The sequence below is a fragment of the Pseudomonas sp. NPDC086581 genome (assembly GCF_044746165.1).
Classification (GTDB): domain Bacteria; phylum Pseudomonadota; class Gammaproteobacteria; order Pseudomonadales; family Pseudomonadaceae; genus Pseudomonas.
On the sequence record NZ_JBIVBR010000011.1, the window covers coordinates 105,347 to 120,713 of the forward strand.

The 15,367-nt window shown below is 65.2% G+C and carries 17 protein-coding genes and 1 pseudogene; 9 read left to right on the forward strand and 9 right to left on the reverse strand.

Annotated features, from left to right (window positions below; all coding sequences use genetic code 11):
- The first annotated feature begins 44 nt into the window (after positions 1–44).
- The 6 genes from ACIPK7_RS21860 to ACIPK7_RS21885 all read left to right on the forward strand — a co-directional run bounded on the left by ACIPK7_RS21860 (position 45) and on the right by ACIPK7_RS21885 (position 6,295).
- A complete protein-coding gene (locus ACIPK7_RS21860; protein ID WP_401090129.1) occupies positions 45–959 on the forward strand; it encodes a branched-chain amino acid ABC transporter permease LivH in 915 nt (304 codons plus the stop codon).
- Between the two features lie 2 nt (positions 960–961).
- The gene (livM, locus tag ACIPK7_RS21865; protein WP_401090131.1) at positions 962–2,266 is read left to right on the forward strand and encodes a high-affinity branched-chain amino acid ABC transporter permease LivM; all 1,305 of its coding nucleotides are present in this window, start codon (positions 962–964) and stop codon (positions 2,264–2,266) included.
- A complete protein-coding gene (locus tag ACIPK7_RS21870) occupies positions 2,263–3,138 on the forward strand; it encodes an ABC transporter ATP-binding protein (protein WP_138524199.1) in 876 nt (291 codons plus the stop codon). Before livM ends, ACIPK7_RS21870 begins: the two co-directional genes overlap by 4 nt.
- Positions 3,135–3,851: an ABC transporter ATP-binding protein gene (locus tag ACIPK7_RS21875; RefSeq protein ID WP_138214070.1), complete on the forward strand. Its 717-nt coding sequence runs from the start codon at positions 3,135–3,137 to the stop codon at positions 3,849–3,851. Before ACIPK7_RS21870 ends, ACIPK7_RS21875 begins: the two co-directional genes overlap by 4 nt.
- Before the next feature lie 240 nt (positions 3,852–4,091).
- A complete protein-coding gene (locus ACIPK7_RS21880; protein WP_401090133.1) occupies positions 4,092–5,021 on the forward strand; it encodes an ornithine cyclodeaminase family protein in 930 nt (309 codons plus the stop codon).
- A gap of 509 nt (positions 5,022–5,530) precedes the next feature.
- Positions 5,531–6,295 carry an SDR family oxidoreductase gene (locus ACIPK7_RS21885; protein ID WP_401090135.1) on the forward strand — a complete coding sequence of 255 codons (765 nt, stop codon included), beginning with the start codon at positions 5,531–5,533 and terminating at the stop codon, positions 6,293–6,295.
- Between the two features lie 261 nt (positions 6,296–6,556).
- Here ACIPK7_RS21885 and ACIPK7_RS21890 read toward each other — a convergent pair whose 3' ends face one another.
- From ACIPK7_RS21890 to ACIPK7_RS21910, 5 genes are all read right to left on the reverse strand, one after another.
- On the reverse strand, positions 6,557–7,129 hold the full coding sequence (locus ACIPK7_RS21890; protein WP_401090137.1) for a HupE/UreJ family protein: 573 nt from the start codon (positions 7,127–7,129) through the stop codon (positions 6,557–6,559).
- A 58-nt stretch (positions 7,130–7,187) separates the two neighbouring features.
- Complete coding sequence (ureG, locus tag ACIPK7_RS21895; protein ID WP_401090139.1) at positions 7,188–7,802, reverse strand: urease accessory protein UreG; 615 nt, start codon at positions 7,800–7,802, stop codon at positions 7,188–7,190.
- A 10-nt stretch (positions 7,803–7,812) separates the two neighbouring features.
- On the reverse strand, positions 7,813–8,481 hold the full coding sequence (locus tag ACIPK7_RS21900; RefSeq protein WP_192434191.1) for an urease accessory protein UreF: 669 nt from the start codon (positions 8,479–8,481) through the stop codon (positions 7,813–7,815).
- Positions 8,478–8,978, reverse strand: a complete 501-nt coding sequence (ureE, locus tag ACIPK7_RS21905) for an urease accessory protein UreE (RefSeq protein ID WP_401090141.1) — start codon at positions 8,976–8,978, stop codon at positions 8,478–8,480. Before ureE ends, ACIPK7_RS21900 begins: the two co-directional genes overlap by 4 nt.
- Before the next feature lie 258 nt (positions 8,979–9,236).
- The gene (locus ACIPK7_RS21910) at positions 9,237–9,872 is read right to left on the reverse strand and encodes a TetR family transcriptional regulator (protein WP_401090143.1); all 636 of its coding nucleotides are present in this window, start codon (positions 9,870–9,872) and stop codon (positions 9,237–9,239) included.
- Between the two features lie 154 nt (positions 9,873–10,026).
- Here ACIPK7_RS21910 and ACIPK7_RS21915 point away from each other — a divergent pair, with 154 nt between their 5' ends.
- Together ACIPK7_RS21915 and ACIPK7_RS21920 are read left to right on the forward strand one after the other, a co-directional pair.
- Positions 10,027–11,127: a flavin reductase family protein gene (locus tag ACIPK7_RS21915; protein ID WP_401090145.1), complete on the forward strand. Its 1,101-nt coding sequence runs from the start codon at positions 10,027–10,029 to the stop codon at positions 11,125–11,127.
- A gap of 11 nt (positions 11,128–11,138) precedes the next feature.
- Positions 11,139–12,230, forward strand: a complete 1,092-nt coding sequence (locus ACIPK7_RS21920) for a fatty acid desaturase family protein (RefSeq protein ID WP_401090146.1) — start codon at positions 11,139–11,141, stop codon at positions 12,228–12,230.
- A 6-nt stretch (positions 12,231–12,236) separates the two neighbouring features.
- On the opposite strand, the gene ACIPK7_RS21925 is transcribed toward ACIPK7_RS21920, so the two are convergent.
- Positions 12,237–12,452, reverse strand: coding sequence for a hypothetical protein (locus tag ACIPK7_RS21925; protein ID WP_192434200.1), 216 nt, complete (start codon positions 12,450–12,452; stop codon positions 12,237–12,239).
- A gap of 112 nt (positions 12,453–12,564) precedes the next feature.
- Positions 12,565–12,807 (reverse strand): DUF6868 family protein, encoded by a 243-nt coding sequence (locus tag ACIPK7_RS21930; RefSeq protein ID WP_401090148.1) that lies wholly within the window; start codon positions 12,805–12,807, stop codon positions 12,565–12,567.
- Positions 12,808–13,026: 219 nt separating this feature from the next.
- Between ACIPK7_RS21930 and ACIPK7_RS21935 the strand changes: the two genes are divergently transcribed.
- The gene (locus ACIPK7_RS21935; protein ID WP_401090150.1) at positions 13,027–14,337 is read left to right on the forward strand and encodes an MFS transporter; all 1,311 of its coding nucleotides are present in this window, start codon (positions 13,027–13,029) and stop codon (positions 14,335–14,337) included.
- Between the two features lie 81 nt (positions 14,338–14,418).
- Here the strand turns inward: ACIPK7_RS21935 and ACIPK7_RS21940 are convergent, their stop codons facing one another.
- Together ACIPK7_RS21940 and ACIPK7_RS21945 are read right to left on the reverse strand one after the other, a co-directional pair.
- A complete protein-coding gene (locus tag ACIPK7_RS21940) occupies positions 14,419–14,850 on the reverse strand; it encodes a phage infection protein (protein ID WP_401090152.1) in 432 nt (143 codons plus the stop codon).
- A 330-nt stretch (positions 14,851–15,180) separates the two neighbouring features.
- Positions 15,181–15,367: pseudogene (locus tag ACIPK7_RS21945) on the reverse strand (hypothetical protein); the annotation flags it as partial.

Sequence of the window (15,367 nt, forward strand, 5' to 3'; positions counted from 1 at the left end):
GCGAGCCGTCCGCCTTTCCTGCCAGCTTGCGCGAGTACCCAATCGTGGACGGTATCTTCCTCCAGCAAATGATCAACGGGCTGACCCTCGGGTCGGTCTACGGCCTGATCGCCATCGGCTACACGATGGTCTACGGCATCATCGGCATGATCAACTTCGCCCACGGCGAGGTGTACATGATCTCCGCCTACCTCTCGGCCGTGGCCCTGGCGCTGCTGGCCTTCTTCGGCCTGCAGTCGTTCCCGCTGCTGATCCTCGGCACGCTGGTCTTCACCATCTTCGTCACCGGCGTCTACGGCTGGGTGATCGAGCGCATCGCCTACAAGCCGCTGCGCAACTCCACGCGCCTGGCGCCGCTGATCTCCGCCATCGGCATGTCGCTGATCCTGCAGAACTACGTGCAGCTGTCCCAGGGCCCGCGCCAGCAAGGCGTGCCGACCCTGCTCGACGGCGCCTTCAAGTTCCACATCGGCGAAGGTTTCGTGCAACTGACCTACACCAAGGTGTTCATCCTCATCGCCGCTTTCGTCGGCATGGCGGTGCTGACCTACGTGATCCAGTACACCAAGCTCGGGCGCATGTGCCGCGCCACCCAGCAGGACCGCAAGATGGCCTCGATCCTGGGCATCAACACTGACCGGGTGATCTCCTACGTGTTCATCATCGGCGCCGCTATGGCTGCACTGGCCGGCGTGCTGATCACCATGAACTACGGCACCTTCGATTTCTACGCGGGCTTCATCATCGGCATCAAGGCGTTCACCGCCGCGGTGCTCGGCGGTATCGGCTCCTTGCCCGGCGCGATGCTCGGCGGGCTGATCCTGGGCGTGGCCGAGGCGCAGTTCTCGGGCATGGTGAACACCGACTTCAAGGACGTGTTCGCCTTCGGCCTGCTGGTGACCATCCTGATTTTCCGGCCGCAAGGGCTCCTGGGGCGTCCCCAGGTATCGAAGGTGTAAGCATGATGTCCGCAACCCAGACTTCAGCCGCGCCGAAAGCGGCGCGCATCGATATCAAGAAGAGCCTCGTCGACACCGTGCTCGCCGGGCTTATCGCCCTGATCGTATTCGGCCCCATCGTCGGCATCGTGCTCGATGGCTACAGCTTCAAGGTCGAACCAGTCCGCCTCGCCTGGATGATCGGCGCGGTGATGCTCGGCCGGCTTCTCCTCAGCCTGTTCCTGCAGACCCCCGCCGGCTCCCGCGTGATGGACCGCTTCGAGACCTCCGACTCGGGCATCAGCGTCCTGCCGCCGGGCTACAAGACGCGGCTGCGCTGGATAGTCCCGCTGGTGATAGTCGCTGCGGTGATCTTCCCGTTCTTCGCCAGCAAGTACCTGCTCACCGTGATCATCCTCGGGCTGATCTACGTGCTGCTGGGCCTGGGGTTGAATATCGTGGTCGGCCTCGCCGGCCTGCTCGACCTCGGCTACGTGGCCTTCTACGCCATCGGCGCCTACGGCCTTGCTCTGGGCTACCAGTATCTGGGGCTGGGCTTCTGGACGGTGCTGCCGCTGGCGGCCATCGTCGCCGCGCTGGCGGGGGCGCTACTGGGCTTCCCGGTGCTACGAATGCACGGTGACTACCTGGCCATCGTGACCCTCGGCTTCGGCGAGATCATCCGCCTGATCCTCAACAACTGGTTGTCCTTCACCGGCGGCCCTAATGGCATGCCGGTGCCGTCGCCGACCTTCTTCGGCCTCGAGTTCGGCCGCCGGGCGAAGGATGGCGGTACGCCGATCCATGAATTCCTCGGCATCGATTACAACCAGAACTTCAAGTTCCTGTTCATCTACGTGGTGCTCTTCCTGGTGGTGCTGCTGGTGCTCTACATCAAGCACCGGTTGACTCGCATGCCGGTGGGCCGCGCCTGGGAAGCGCTGCGCGAGGACGAGATCGCCTGCCGCGCCATGGGCCTGAACCATGTGTTGGTGAAACTCTCCGCGTTCATGCTCGGCGCCTCTACCGCGGGCCTCGCCGGCGTGTTCTTCGCCAGCTACCAGGGCTTCGTCAACCCGTCGTCCTTCACCTTCTTCGAGTCCGCGCTGATCCTCGCCATCGTGGTGCTGGGCGGCATGGGTTCGACGGTGGGCGTGGTGATCGCCGCCTTCGTCCTCACCGTCGCGCCGGAACTGCTGCGCAGCTTCGCCGACTACCGCGTGCTGCTGTTCGGCATCCTCATGGTGCTGATGATGATCTGGCGCCCGCGCGGGCTGATCCGCATCAGCCGCTCGGGCTTCGCCGTCCGCAAGGGGGTGGCGCCATGAGCGGTGACAAGATCCTCAGCGTCGAGCACCTGATGATGCACTTCGGCGGCATCAAGGCGCTCAATGACGTCAACCTCGACGTGGAGCGCGGTTCCATCACCGCGCTGATCGGCCCCAACGGCGCCGGCAAGACGACGGTGTTCAACTGCCTCACCGGCTTCTACAAGGCCACCGGCGGCAACATCCTGCTCAACACCCAGGGTGGCACCACCGATGTCATCAAGGTGCTCGGCCAGCCGTTCCAGGGCGGCGACTTCGTCAACCCGGCGCAGTTCGGCAACCGCCTCTACTACAAGATGTTCGGCGGCACCCACCTGGTGAACCGCGCGGGCCTTGCGCGCACCTTCCAGAACATCCGGCTGTTCCGCGAGATGTCGGTAGTGGAGAACCTGCTGGTGGCCCAGCACATGTTCGTCAACCGCAACCTCATCGCCGGCGTGCTCAACACCCCCGGCTACCGCCGTGCGGAAAGCGAGGCGCTGGACCACGCCTTCTACTGGCTGGAAGTGGTGGACCTGGTGGACTGCGCCAACCGCCTGGCCGGCGAGATGTCTTACGGGCAGCAGCGCCGCCTGGAGATCGCCCGCGCCATGTGCACCCGGCCCGAGCTGATCTGCCTCGACGAACCTGCCGCCGGCCTCAACCCGGCCGAAACCCAGGCGCTGGCGCGCATCGTGCGCTACCTGCGCGACCACCACGGCATCACCGTGCTGCTGATCGAACACGACATGGGCATGGTGATGAACATCTCCGACCACATCATTGTGCTCGACCACGGCGTGGTGATTGCCCGTGGCGCGCCGGACGAAATCCGCCACAACGAGAAAGTGATCGCCGCCTATCTCGGCGCAGACGAAGAGGAGCTGGCATGACGGCGCCGATGTTGGAATTCCGTGAGGTCGATGTGTTCTACGGGCCGATCCAGGCGCTGAAGAAAGTCTCGCTGACCGTCAACGAAGGGGAAACCGTGGCGCTGATCGGCGCCAACGGCGCCGGCAAGTCGACGCTGCTGATGTCGATCTTCGGCCAGCCCCGCGCGGCTGGTGGCGCAATTCTCTACAAGGGCCAGGACATCCGCCACAAGTCCGCGCACTACGTGGCCTCCAACGGCATCGCGCAGTCGCCGGAAGGACGCCGGGTGTTCCCTGACATGACGGTGGAAGAGAACCTGCTGATGGGCACCATTCCCGTCGGCATGGAGCACGCCCAGGAGGACATGCAGCGCATGTTCGACCTCTTCCCGCGCCTGAAGGAGCGGCGCAACCAGCGCGCCATGACCATGTCCGGCGGTGAGCAGCAGATGCTCGCCATCGCTCGCGCGCTGATGAGCCGGCCCAAGCTGCTGCTGCTCGACGAACCCTCGCTGGGCCTGGCACCCATTGTGGTCAAGCAGATCTTCCAGACCCTGCGCGAGCTGGCGCAGAGCGGGATGACGCTGTTCCTCGTGGAGCAAAACGCCAACCACGCGCTGAAGCTCTCCGACCGTGGCTACGTGATGGTCAACGGCGAGATCCGCCTGAGTGGTACCGGGGCGGAGCTGCTGGGTAACCAGGAGGTTCGCAACGCGTATCTGGGCGGGCACTGACCCATCACCTTACGTAGCGGTATTTGTCGTTCTATGGAAAACCGGTGCCGCGTCCTGCCCTCACCCCAACCCTGGCTGCGCGCCCCGCTCCGGAGGGAGAGGGGGCAGATCGTGCCGGCTGACGCCATAGTTTCATCCTGCTCCGAATGGTCCCCTCTCCCGCTTGCGGGAGAGGGTTAGGGTGAGGGGCTCCTGATCTTGGGAGCGGACTACCCAGCGTTCTCTTCAAGAGGGGTTTCCATGCAAGACCTCCGCTTCCTCACCAACGCCGACGTCGCCGAACGCCTGAGTTATCCCCAACTGATCGAAGCCCTGCGCATCGGCCTGGCGGGCGACTGTCAGGCACCCGTGCGCGGCTGCCATGAACTGCCCGGCAACGCCTCGCTGCTGACCATGCCGGTGTGGCGGCCAGGGCAGGATATCGGCGTGAAGCTGGTTACCGTGTTCCCCGACAACGGCGCGAAGAACCTGCCGGCGGTGGCCGCCCTGTTCTGCCTGTTCGACGGCGAAACCGGCCGTCCGTTGGCAATGCTCGAAGCCTCGGAAATGACTGCCCGGCGCACCGCCTGCACCTCCGCGCTGGCCGCCGATTACCTGGTGCGCCGCGATGCGCGCCGGCTGCTAGTGGTCGGCAGCGGCACCCTGGCGCCGCACATGGTCCGCGCCCACTGCTCGGTGCGCGAATACGAGGACATCGCACTCTGGGGGCGCCAGGAAGACAAGGTGCATGCGCTGGTGAAGCAGTTGCAGGACGAAGGCTATCCCGTCCATGCCTGCGTCGATCTGCGCGGCGGCGTGGCGGCAGCGGACTGCATCAGCTGTGTCACCACCTCGCGCGAACCCATCGTCCATGGTGCCTGGCTGCGCTCGGGCTGCCACCTCGACCTGGTCGGCGCCTTTCTGCCGAGCATGCGCGAGACCGACAGCGAAGCCGTGCGCCGTGCGCGCATCGTGGTCGATACCCGCGAGGGTGCGCTGGAAGAGGCGGGCGACCTGCTGATTCCCATGGATGAAGGCGTGATCGATGAGCGCGCGATCGATTGCCAACTGGCCGATCTCCTGAACGGTCGCGGTGCACGCAAGGACGACAGCGAGATCACCCTGTTCAAGTCCGTGGGATATGCACTGGAAGACCTGATCGCCGCGCGCCTGCTGCTTTCCGTTAATTAATCCAGAAAATCTGTGGGTCGGACTGTGGATAACGTCTGGGAGAACCTCGCCAGGCCCCATGGTCGCAGGCGCCGCCCGAGGCGGTCGATTTCTGTTCGATCGCCCCGCAACCCCTGTATGGATGGACAGTTACGGCTTCGCGGAAAAGTTCCGCGCCTCCGATAGTTGTCCCCGCCAGCCGTTGAAATATCTGTGGATAACCTTGGGAAGAACTTCTCCAGCGCAGCGGTGGCGGGGCTTGCGGCGGGGCGCTCGAAAATCGTCCAGGGGTAACCGCGGTTCTGCTTGCCCACAGAAACCGTGGAGCAGCCTGTGGACAAGGTGGGTGCAACTCGCGCCAGACCCGTAGCCATGGGGCTTTCAAGCGGCTGTGCGGGTTTTATCCAGCATGGCTGTAACGCAACGCGGCGGGTTCGGGCTGTTATGCTCGGCCGACCGACAAGAACGCGCACCGCACCAGTCCCCGGCATGTATCGGCGACGGCAGTGCCCAGCATGAGGATTTCAGTGATGACCACACCCACTCTGTTCATTACCGGTGCCACCTCCGGTTTCGGCGAAGCCTGTGCGCGGCGTTTCGCCCGTGACGGCTGGTCGCTGGTGATCACCGGGCGCCGCGAGGAACGCCTGAACGCATTGGCCCAGGAGCTTTCCGAGGAGACCGATGTGCTGCCGCTGGTGCTGGACGTGCGCGACCGTGCGGCGATGACCGCCGCCGTGGACGGCCTGCCGGAGAAGTTCGCCAAGCTGCGTGGCCTGATCAACAACGCCGGCCTCGCCCTGGGGACCGACCCTGCGCAGAACTGCGAGCTGGATGACTGGGACACCATGGTGGACACCAACATCAAGGGTCTGATGTACGCCACCCGCCTGCTGCTGCCGCGCCTGATCGCCCACGGCCCGGGCGCAAGCATCCTCAACCTGGGTTCGGTGGCTGGTCACTGGCCCTATCCTGGCGGCCACGTGTATGGCGCGACCAAGGCCTTCGTCGAACAGTTCTCGCTGAACCTGCGCTGCGATCTGCAGGGCACTGGCGTACGCGTTACCAACCTTGAGCCGGGCATGTGCGAGAGCGAGTTCTCCCTGGTACGCTTCGGCGGTGACCAGGCGAAGTACGACAAGACCTACGCCGGCGCTGAGCCGATCCAATCCGCCGACATCGCCGAGACCATCCACTGGATCCTGAACCAGCCGCCGCACATCAACATCAACACCCTGGAGATCATGCCGGTGAGCCAGGCGTGGGCAGGGTTTGCGGTGCATCGCAAGGGGTGATGTGCGGTGGGCTAACCGTCGTAACTCCGGGGGGCGTGCCGGGACTTTTCCCTCACCCCAGCCCTCTCCCAGAGGGAGAGGGGCGGTCCGAGCCGGCTGACATCGAGGCTTCATCCTGCACCAAACTGACTTCTCTCCCTCTGGGAGAGGAGCCGTCCGTACCGGCTGACGCCGAGGCTTCAACTCGCGCCGAACGAGCCCCTCCCCCGTTTGCGGGAGAGGGTTAGGGTGAGGGCTGTTGATCTTGTAGAAGTGAGCAGGTCAGCCCGCGAGCAACCAGGCGCCGGCGCCTGCCGAAGCCAGGCCGGCGAAGCGCACCAGCGGCGCCGCCGCCTGCGGTAGCAGGCGAACGATCCCGTAACCCGCTGCATGCAGTGCGGCGGTTGCGCCGACGAAGCCGGTGGCATACAGCCACGGGCTGCTCAGGTCCGGCAGTTCCAGGCCGTGGGCCACGCCATGGGCCAGGGCGAACAGTGCGGTCGCGCCCATTGCGAGAAACAGCGGCGGGCGCACCGCCAGTGCAACGCACAGCCCCAGCGCCAGCACGGAAGCGGCAATGCCGGTCTCCATGAACGGTATCTCCAGCCCCTCGAAGCCCAGCAGCCCGCCGATCAGCATGGTCACGACGAAGGTGCACGGCAGCGCCAGCCGCGCGGCGCCTTTCTGCTGCGCGGCCCAAAGTCCTACGGCGAACATCGCCAGCAGGTGGTCGAGGCCGGTGACGGGGTGGGCGATGCCGGCGATCAGGCCGTGGTCGCCGTGGCCCGGGTGGGCGAAGGCCACGGCCGGGGTGAGGAACAGCGCCAGGCTGTAGATGGCTTTGCGCAGTTGCATGGAAAACTCCCTGGTGATTGTCGTGGGTCGGCCGGCGTCCGCGGCCGCGAAGAACACATCAGGCTGCGGTCAGCAGGCCCTGGCGCTCGATGAAGGTGATGATCTCGGTCAGGCCCTGGCCGGTCTTCTGGTTGCTGAAGACGAAGGGCTTGTCGCCGCGCATGCGCGTGGCGTCCTGGTCCATCACTTCCAGCGAGGCGCCCACCAGCGGGGCAAGGTCGATCTTGTTGATCACCAGCAGGTCGGACTTGCAGATGCCCGGCCCGCCCTTGCGCGGAATCTTGTCGCCGGCGGACACGTCGATCACGTAGAGGGTCAGGTCCGATAGCTCGGGGCTGAAGGTGGCCGAGAGATTGTCGCCCCCGGACTCCACCAGGATCAGGTCGAGGCCAGGAAAGCGGCGGTTGAGCTGGTCCACGGCTTCGAGGTTGATCGAGGCGTCCTCGCGGATCGCCGTGTGCGGGCAGCCGCCGGTTTCCACGCCGATGATCCGCTCTGGCTCCAGCGCCTCGTTGCGTACCAGGAACTGCGCGTCCTCCTGGGTATAGATGTCGTTGGTAATCACGGCGATGTTGTAGCGCTGGCGCAGGGCGCGGCACAGCGCCAGGGTCAGGGCGGTCTTGCCGGAGCCCACCGGGCCGCCGATGCCGACGCGAAGAGGTTGAGAGTTCATGGCAGTTCTCCTAGGAGCGGAACAGACGGCTGTATTGGGTTTCGTGGGTCATGCAGGCCAGCGCGAGCCCGAAGGGCGCGCCGCCGTGGGGATCGTTTTCCAGCGCGGCCCGGCAGGCGGCGTCGAGGTCGGGGAGCAGTTGCGAGGTGAGCTTCTGCGCAGCCATCTGGCCCAGCGGCAGGGTCTTCATCAGCACCGCCAGCTGGTTCTCCAGCCAGCTCCACAGCCAGGCGCCGAGTGCCTGCTCCGGGGAGAGCCCCCAGGCGCGGGCGGCCAGCGCCCAGGCGGCGGCGAAGGAGGGTTCGTGTTGCTCGGCGAGCCACTGGCGGGCGGGCTCGTCCAGCTCGGGCAGGGCTTCGAGCAACTGGCCGAGGGAGAACCCCATCTGCCGGTTCTCCAGGCCCAGCTCACGGGTTTCGCGGCTGGCGCGATGACGCTCGGCAGCGTCGCGCAGGGCGTCCCAGTCAGCGTTCTGTGCGGCACGCAGCAGCTCGGCCAGCAGCGGGCCCTCGAAGCGAGCGAGGTTCAGGTGCAACTGATCGGCGAGCCAGGTGCGGGCGCCGTCGGCATCCTTCACCTGGCGCTGGTCGATGGCGCTCTCCAGGCCCTGGGAATAGCTGTAGCCGCCGATGGGAAGCTGTGGGCTGGCCAGGCGCAGCAGTGACCAGATGGCGCTCACCGGCGCACTCCGAACTGGTGCAGTTTCGGCGCGTAGTTGAATTCCTCTTCGCCGTGGTGCGAGTGGTGATGGCCGCCGCCGTAGGCGCCGTGCTCCGGCTGGAAGGGCGCTTCGATGGCCTCCACCGTGGCGCCGAGCTGGTCGAGCATGGCCTTGAGCACGTAGTCGTCGAGCAGCCGCAGCCAGCCGTCACCGACCTGCAGGGCGACGTGACGATTGCCCAGATGGTAGGCCGCCCGATTCAGTTCGCGGGCGCTGGCGCAGGTGACGTGGAGCAGCTTTTCCGGCGCAGCGCAGACGCGCACGATGCGTCCGTCGTTGGCGAGCAGGCATTCACCATCGATGAGCGGCGACTGGCCGCGTTCGAGGAAAAGGCCGACGTCTTCACCGGTGCTGGTGAAGCAGCGCAGGCGGCTCTTGCTGCGTGCCTCGAAATTCAGGCGCAGCTCGGCGTCCCAGTGTTCGCGGGGTTCGATTCGTTGGTGGATGACCAGCATGGCAGCGTCCGGCAGTAGCATTGACGGTGCTACAGCAAGGGGCTTGCCAGTGCGGGGGCGCGTCAGTGCTGGCGCGGGCTGCAGCCCTTGTCCGAACGGTCAGCAATGGTGCGTGCGCGCAAGGATGGTGCGCACGAAAACGGTGCGCACCAAGGTGGGGCGCTTCATTGCGTAGGGCGCATAACCCGGAACGGGTTATTCGCCATTTCGGCGGATAATGCCTAGGGCGTTATGCGCCCTACGCTTTGTAAGGCGCCGTCAGGGGCGCGAGCCGATCCCGGTCCAGTGCTTGGCGCCGATCATGATGAAGCGCAGTTGCTGGGTTATCTTGGCCTGAGGCGACAGGTGCGTCGGCAGGCTGTCGGCCGGCGGGTCGATCAGCTCGGGGAGGGTGGCGAAGACGGTCTTCACCACCAGGTCGGCGATCACGTCGATGTCCTGGGCGGTGAGGTGTGGCAGCTTGTTGAGCAACACAAGGTCTGCGGCAAGGTCGTCGGTGATGCGTTGGCGCAACTCGCCGACTGCCTGGCGGATCGGGTGCGAGCCGCCGTATTGCTCGCGGGCGAGGAAGAGGAACTGGGTGCGGTTGGCGGTGACGGCGTCGAGGAAGATGCGCACCGAGGCCTCGATCACGCCGCCCAGCTCGAACTCGTTGCGACGCACCACGCGCAGGGTCTCGCGGAAGGTCTCGTCAACGTCGGCGACCAGGGCAAGGCCGAGTTGGTCCATGTCGGCGAAGTGCCGGTAGAAACCCGCCGGAACTATGCCTGCCGTCTTCGCCACTTCCCGCAGGCTCAGGCTGCCGAAACCGCGGCCGCTGTCCATCAGGCTGCGCGCGGCCTCCATCAGGGCCAGGCGGGTCTGTTGTTTCTGTTCGGCGCGGGGAGTGGCCATACGGCAGTGCTATCCAGGGCAAAGGCGCAGGCACTCTAGCAAAAGCCGGTCGGCGCGGGGGAAGTTCCTACGGCAAATAGTGAACGAATGTTGACTGAAAACTCCTGCCCATGAGATTTTAAGTGAACATATGTTTACTGTTCGGTGCGTGTCCATGTCCCTGCTTCCCTTTGCCGGCCTGCGCTACATCTCGCCGCTGTTGTCACCGCTGCGCGCCCTGGTGCGCGGTCAGTGGCTGCGCGAGTCGGATGTCGATGCCGTACTGCGCGCCGGCAACCGTGGCTGGTCGCTGCGCCGCGTGTTTGCGCGGGTCGAGGCGCGGCAGTGGGTAGCCGACGACATGCTCGAACTGCGCCTGCGCCCCAACGCGCACTGGCACGGCGCGCAGCCTGGCCAGCACCTGCAGCTGTTCGTCGAGCGCGACGGTGTGCGCCACAGCCGCAGCTACAGCCTGACCCGCGTCGCTGAGGACGGCTGCCTGGAGTTCGCCGTGAAGCTTCAGCCGGGCGGGCGCATATCTACCTTCCTGTTGCAGCAGTTGTGCGTCGGTGACGTGCTGGAGTTGGGCGAGCCCGACGGCGACCTGAGCTGGCCGACTGACGAGCAGGGCGTTCTGCTGCTGGCCGCGGGCAGTGGCCTGACGCCCTTGCTCGGCCTGCTGCGCGAGGCGCTGGCGCGCGGCTACAGCGGCCCGGTGACACTGCTGCACTACATCCGCCAGCACGGCCAGAAGGCCTTCGTCGACGGGCTTCAGGCGCTGGCGCGGCAATACCCGAATCTCGAACTGCGCTGGGCGCTGAGCGGCGATGCCGCGCTGGGCGGCGAGTTGTCCGGACGCTTCCAGCGCGATCACGTGGCCCACCTGGAGGGCCGCCATGTGCTCGCCTGCGGCCCCGGTGGTTTCGTCGAAACCGTGCGCGAGGCACTGGGCGCGAGCAGCCGCAGCCTGCAGGTGGAAAGCTTCAGTCCGCCGATCTGGGACGACCGCGAGCCTGCAAAGGCCGTGAGTCTGCGCTTCGCTCGTAGCGCGCTTCAGGTGGCCGGTGACAGCCGCCGCAGTCTGCTGGAGCAGGCCGAAGCCAATGGACTGCGCCCAGTGCACGGCTGCCGCCAGGGCGTCTGCACCCGTTGCACCTGCACGCTGGTCAGTGGCTGCGTGCGCGACCTGCGCAGCGGCGAGCTGTTCAGCGAACCGGGCCAGCCCATCCGTATCTGCGTCAGCGCGCCCCAGGGCGACTTGACCGTCGATCTCTGATCTTCAGGAGAATGTCCATGCGCGAAGATCGCGACCTCAGCGCCGCCGAACTGGCGGCTTTCGGTGCCGAGCTGGACGCCCTGCGCCAGCGCACCCTGCATGACCTGGGCGAGAAAGACGCCCGCTACATCCGCCGCATCCGCGCGGCGGTGCGCTTCTGTTGCTGGAGCGGCCGCGTGCTGCTGATGGCCGGCTGGTTCCCGCCGACCTGGCTGCTGGGCACCTTCCTGCTTGGGCTGGGCAAGATCCTGGAGAACATGGAGCTGGGCCACAATGTCATGCATGGCCAGTACGACTGGATGAACGATCCGGAGTTTTCCGGGCGCAGCTACGAGTGGGACATTGTCGGCCCCTCGGACTTCTGGCGGCACACGCACAACCACGTGCACCACACCTACACCAACGTGCTGGGCATGGACGACGACGTCGGCTATGGCGTGGTGCGACTGTTTCCTGAGCAGAAGTGGAAGCCGTTCTACCGCTGGCAGCCCCTCTGGGTGACCCTCCAGGCGCTGCTGTTCCAGTACGCCGTGGCGGTGCAGCACCTGCGCCTGGACAAGTACGTGAAGGGGCGGATGAGCAAGGAAGAACTGCGCCCGCTGCTGCGCCAGTTCAACGCCAAGGTCGGGCGCCAGTGGATTAAGGATTACCTGGTGTTCCCGCTGCTGGGCCTGTTCACCGGCGCGTTCGGCGCGGTGCTGCTGGGCAACGTTATCGCCAATCTGATGCGCAACCTGTGGACCTTCACCGTGATCTTCTGCGGCCACTTCACCGAGAAGGCGGCGGTCTTCCCGCCCGAAGTAGTGCAGGGCGAGACGCGCGGCCACTGGTACCTGCGCCAGCTGCGCGGGTCGAGCAACCTGGAAGGCGGCCCGCTGTTCCACATCCTCACCGGCAACCTCAGCCACCAGATCGAGCACCACCTCTATCCGGACCTGCCGGCGCGCCGCTATGCGCAGCTGTCGAAGGAAGTGCAGGCGATTGCCGCGCGCTACGGCCAGACCTACAACAGCGGCCGCCTGTCGGCGCAGTTCGCCACGGTGCTCAAGCGCATCTGGGTATACCGCAAGCCAACGGTGCCGGCACTGCCAGCCAGCGCCTGAGGCGAATCAGGCGCGGCGGGTCAGCGGCGAGACGATATCCTCGCGCAGGGCACGCAGGTCGGCGGCGTCCTGATTGAGGTGGTGGATGGCCTTGAGCAGCTTCTGTCGGAGCAGGTCGTCCTGGACCTGCTCGACTGCCCGCATGACTTCCAGAGCCGTTGCCTCGTTGTTGGCGGCGACGGCGTCGAGAGTCTTTCGCAGGCTGCGGGTTGCGTGGTGCATGTGGGTGATCTCCTGAAAACTGCGTGCACCCTACGACCCGAGTATTTCCAATAAATTTCAACAAGTTGCTTTCCGATCAGCGGTCATGGTGTCGCACCAATGGCGCAACGATTCAGGAAAGCATGCACAGCGCCAGCAATGGCACCAGGTTGAGCAGCAGCACGCCGATCTTGTAGACGGCCATGCCGCCGTAATGAATCGCGTCGAAGGTTTCCACCGGCAGGGCGAACCAGCGCGAATGCAGGCGGTAGACGAAGTCGTGGGCGAGGGTGAAGGCGGCGAACCAGACCAGCAGCACGACGTAGTTGATCAGGGTGCAGTAGAGCAGGAAGGGTTTCAGGTCCTGGAGCGGCATGATGATTCTCCGGCCACATACTGCATTGGAGTGGCCACCGGGCGCAGGGTTTCACCGGTTTGCCGGCGGGCGTGCGTCCGATAGCCGGCGCGCTGGCTGACGGCCATAATGCGCACCTGCCGCAAACCATGTGATCTTTGCCGCACGACCGCTGTCCGATGTGCGGACGGCTAACCTTGCCGTAACACCCACCTTCCTCCTCTGCCTGCCGGACTCGCCATGTTCAGCCCGCTCGTCACGTTCCCTGCGCTCTACACCGCCACGCTGCTGATGCTCGCCGGCTCCGGCCTGTTCACCACCTACATGGGCCTGCGCCTGACTCAGGAAGGCGTCAGCGACCTCTGGGTCGGCGGCCTGATGGCGGCTTACTATTTCGGCCTGGTCTGTGGCGGCAAGTTCGGCCACAAGCTGATCGCCGGCTTCGGCCACATCCGTTCCTATGTCGCTTGTGCTGGCATGGCGACGGTGATCGTGCTGATCCATGCGCTGGTCTCGCAACTGGAAGTGTGGATCGTCCTGCGCTTCGTGATGGGCGCAGTGATGATGAACCAGTACATGGTGATCGAGAGCTGGCTCAACGAGCAGGCCGAAGGGCACCAGCGCGGCAAGGTGTTCGCCGGCTACATGGTGGCGGTGGACGCCGGCCTGGTTGTCGGCCAGGGCCTGCTGGCGCTGAGCCCGGCGCTGGATTACAAGCCGCTGCTGCTGGTCGCCATGTGCTTCTCGTCGTGCCTGATCCCGCTGGCGCTGACCCGTCGCGTCCACCCGGCCAAGCTGGTGGCAGCGCCGCTGGAGATCGGCTTCTTCTGGAAGCGCGTGCCGCAGTCACTGGGTACCATCTTCGTTGCCGGCCTGATGGTCGGCGCGTTCTACGGCCTGGCGCCGGTTTACGCGGCGCGCAATGGCCTGGACACCGCGCAGTCGAGTTTCTTCGTCGGCATGTGCATCGTCGCCGGCTTCTGCGCGCAGTGGCCGCTGGGCTGGTTATCGGACCGGGTGAATCGCAGTTGGCTGATCCGTGCCAACGCTTTGCTGTTGTGCCTGGCCGCGGTGCCGATGTGGGGACTGATCGAGCTGCCCTATACGCTGCTGCTGGCGAACGGCTTCGTCACCGGCATGCTGCTGTTCACCCTCTATCCGCTGGCGGTGGCGCTGGGCAACGACCACGTCGAGCAATCGCGCCGGGTGGCGCTGTCGGCGATGCTGCTGACGACCTACGGCGTCGGCGCCTGCATCGGGCCGCTCTTCGCTGGCGCGATGATGCGTCACTTTGGCCCGGGTATGTTCTACATGCTGGTGTCGGCCTATGCGCTGATCCTGATCTTCTGGGTGCAACCCAAGCGCGTCACCGGTGTGCATCGCGTCGACGAGGCGCCGCTGCACCACGTGGCCATGCCCGATACCGTCAGCCCGATGGCCGCCGCGCTGGACCCGCGTGTCGAGGAAGTGCCGGAGGAACTGGTGGTGGATGCGCCGGCAAGCATTGGCCGCTCCGATGGCGGACCAGACACTGGCGAGACGAAACACTGATCGCATTACGCTAGCGCAGAAATGAGAAAGCCCGGCAGATGCCGGGCTTTTCTTTCGCCTGTCAGGCGTATTTCGTCTGGATCAGGAAACACGCTTCAGGTGGGCATCGAACACGGTGTCACCACCGGACTCGGCGACCATGTTGCTGTGCAGTTGGTCGATGGTGTGTTCGGAGCCGTTCTCGGCTACGCGGACGTCATCCATCTGCTTGTGCAGGCGGTCGATGGTGCGCTCGGAGCCATTGTCGGCAACGCGGGCGTCGTCCATTTGCTTGTGCAGGCGGTCGATGGTGTGTTCGGAACCGTTGTCGGCAACGCGGCCTTCACTCATTTGCTGGTGCAGGCGATCAATGGTGCGCTCGGTGCCGTTGGCGGCGACGCGTGCTTCGGCGCTCTGCTGCTGGAGTTGCTGGTTGCTGCGCGGCCCGTTGTTGAGGATGGCCGGGGCGGCGAATACGGCGCTGGCGGTCATCAGGGAAGTGAGTGCAAGGCTGAGGGCGATCTTGGTTTTCATGTTCAGTGGCTCCGAAAGGGGGGCGGTATGTTTTGGCTACGGGGCTATTTTCCCTTCGGATAAATCGATTTAAAAACGATGCTGCGTAATACAGAGCATCAGTGATGTCGATTATTTAGCCGGCTAATTTCTACTATCGCTGTCAGTGATGGAGCGACAAAAACCGCTCTGGGGCGGTGTTTTTCGGTGAGTTTCAGGAGGTTTAAGGCAAGACGCCGTTACAAAACAGGGCTGGCTTGTCGTCGATGGCGGGGTTCGCGGGGTCCGAGTGATAAGAAAGCCCGGCGGGGCCGGGCTTTTCTCTCACCTTGCGGTGTACTGCCTGGAGCGTTACGCCTTCAGGTGGGCGTCGAAGACGGTATCGCCACCGGATTCCGCGACCATGTTGCTGTGCAGCTGGTCGACGGTGTGCTCGGAACCGTTTTCGGCCACGTTCACCTCTGCGTGCAGGCGGTCGATGGATTTGCTCGAACCGTTTTCAGCCACGCCCAGTTGCTTGTGCAGGCGGTCGACGGTC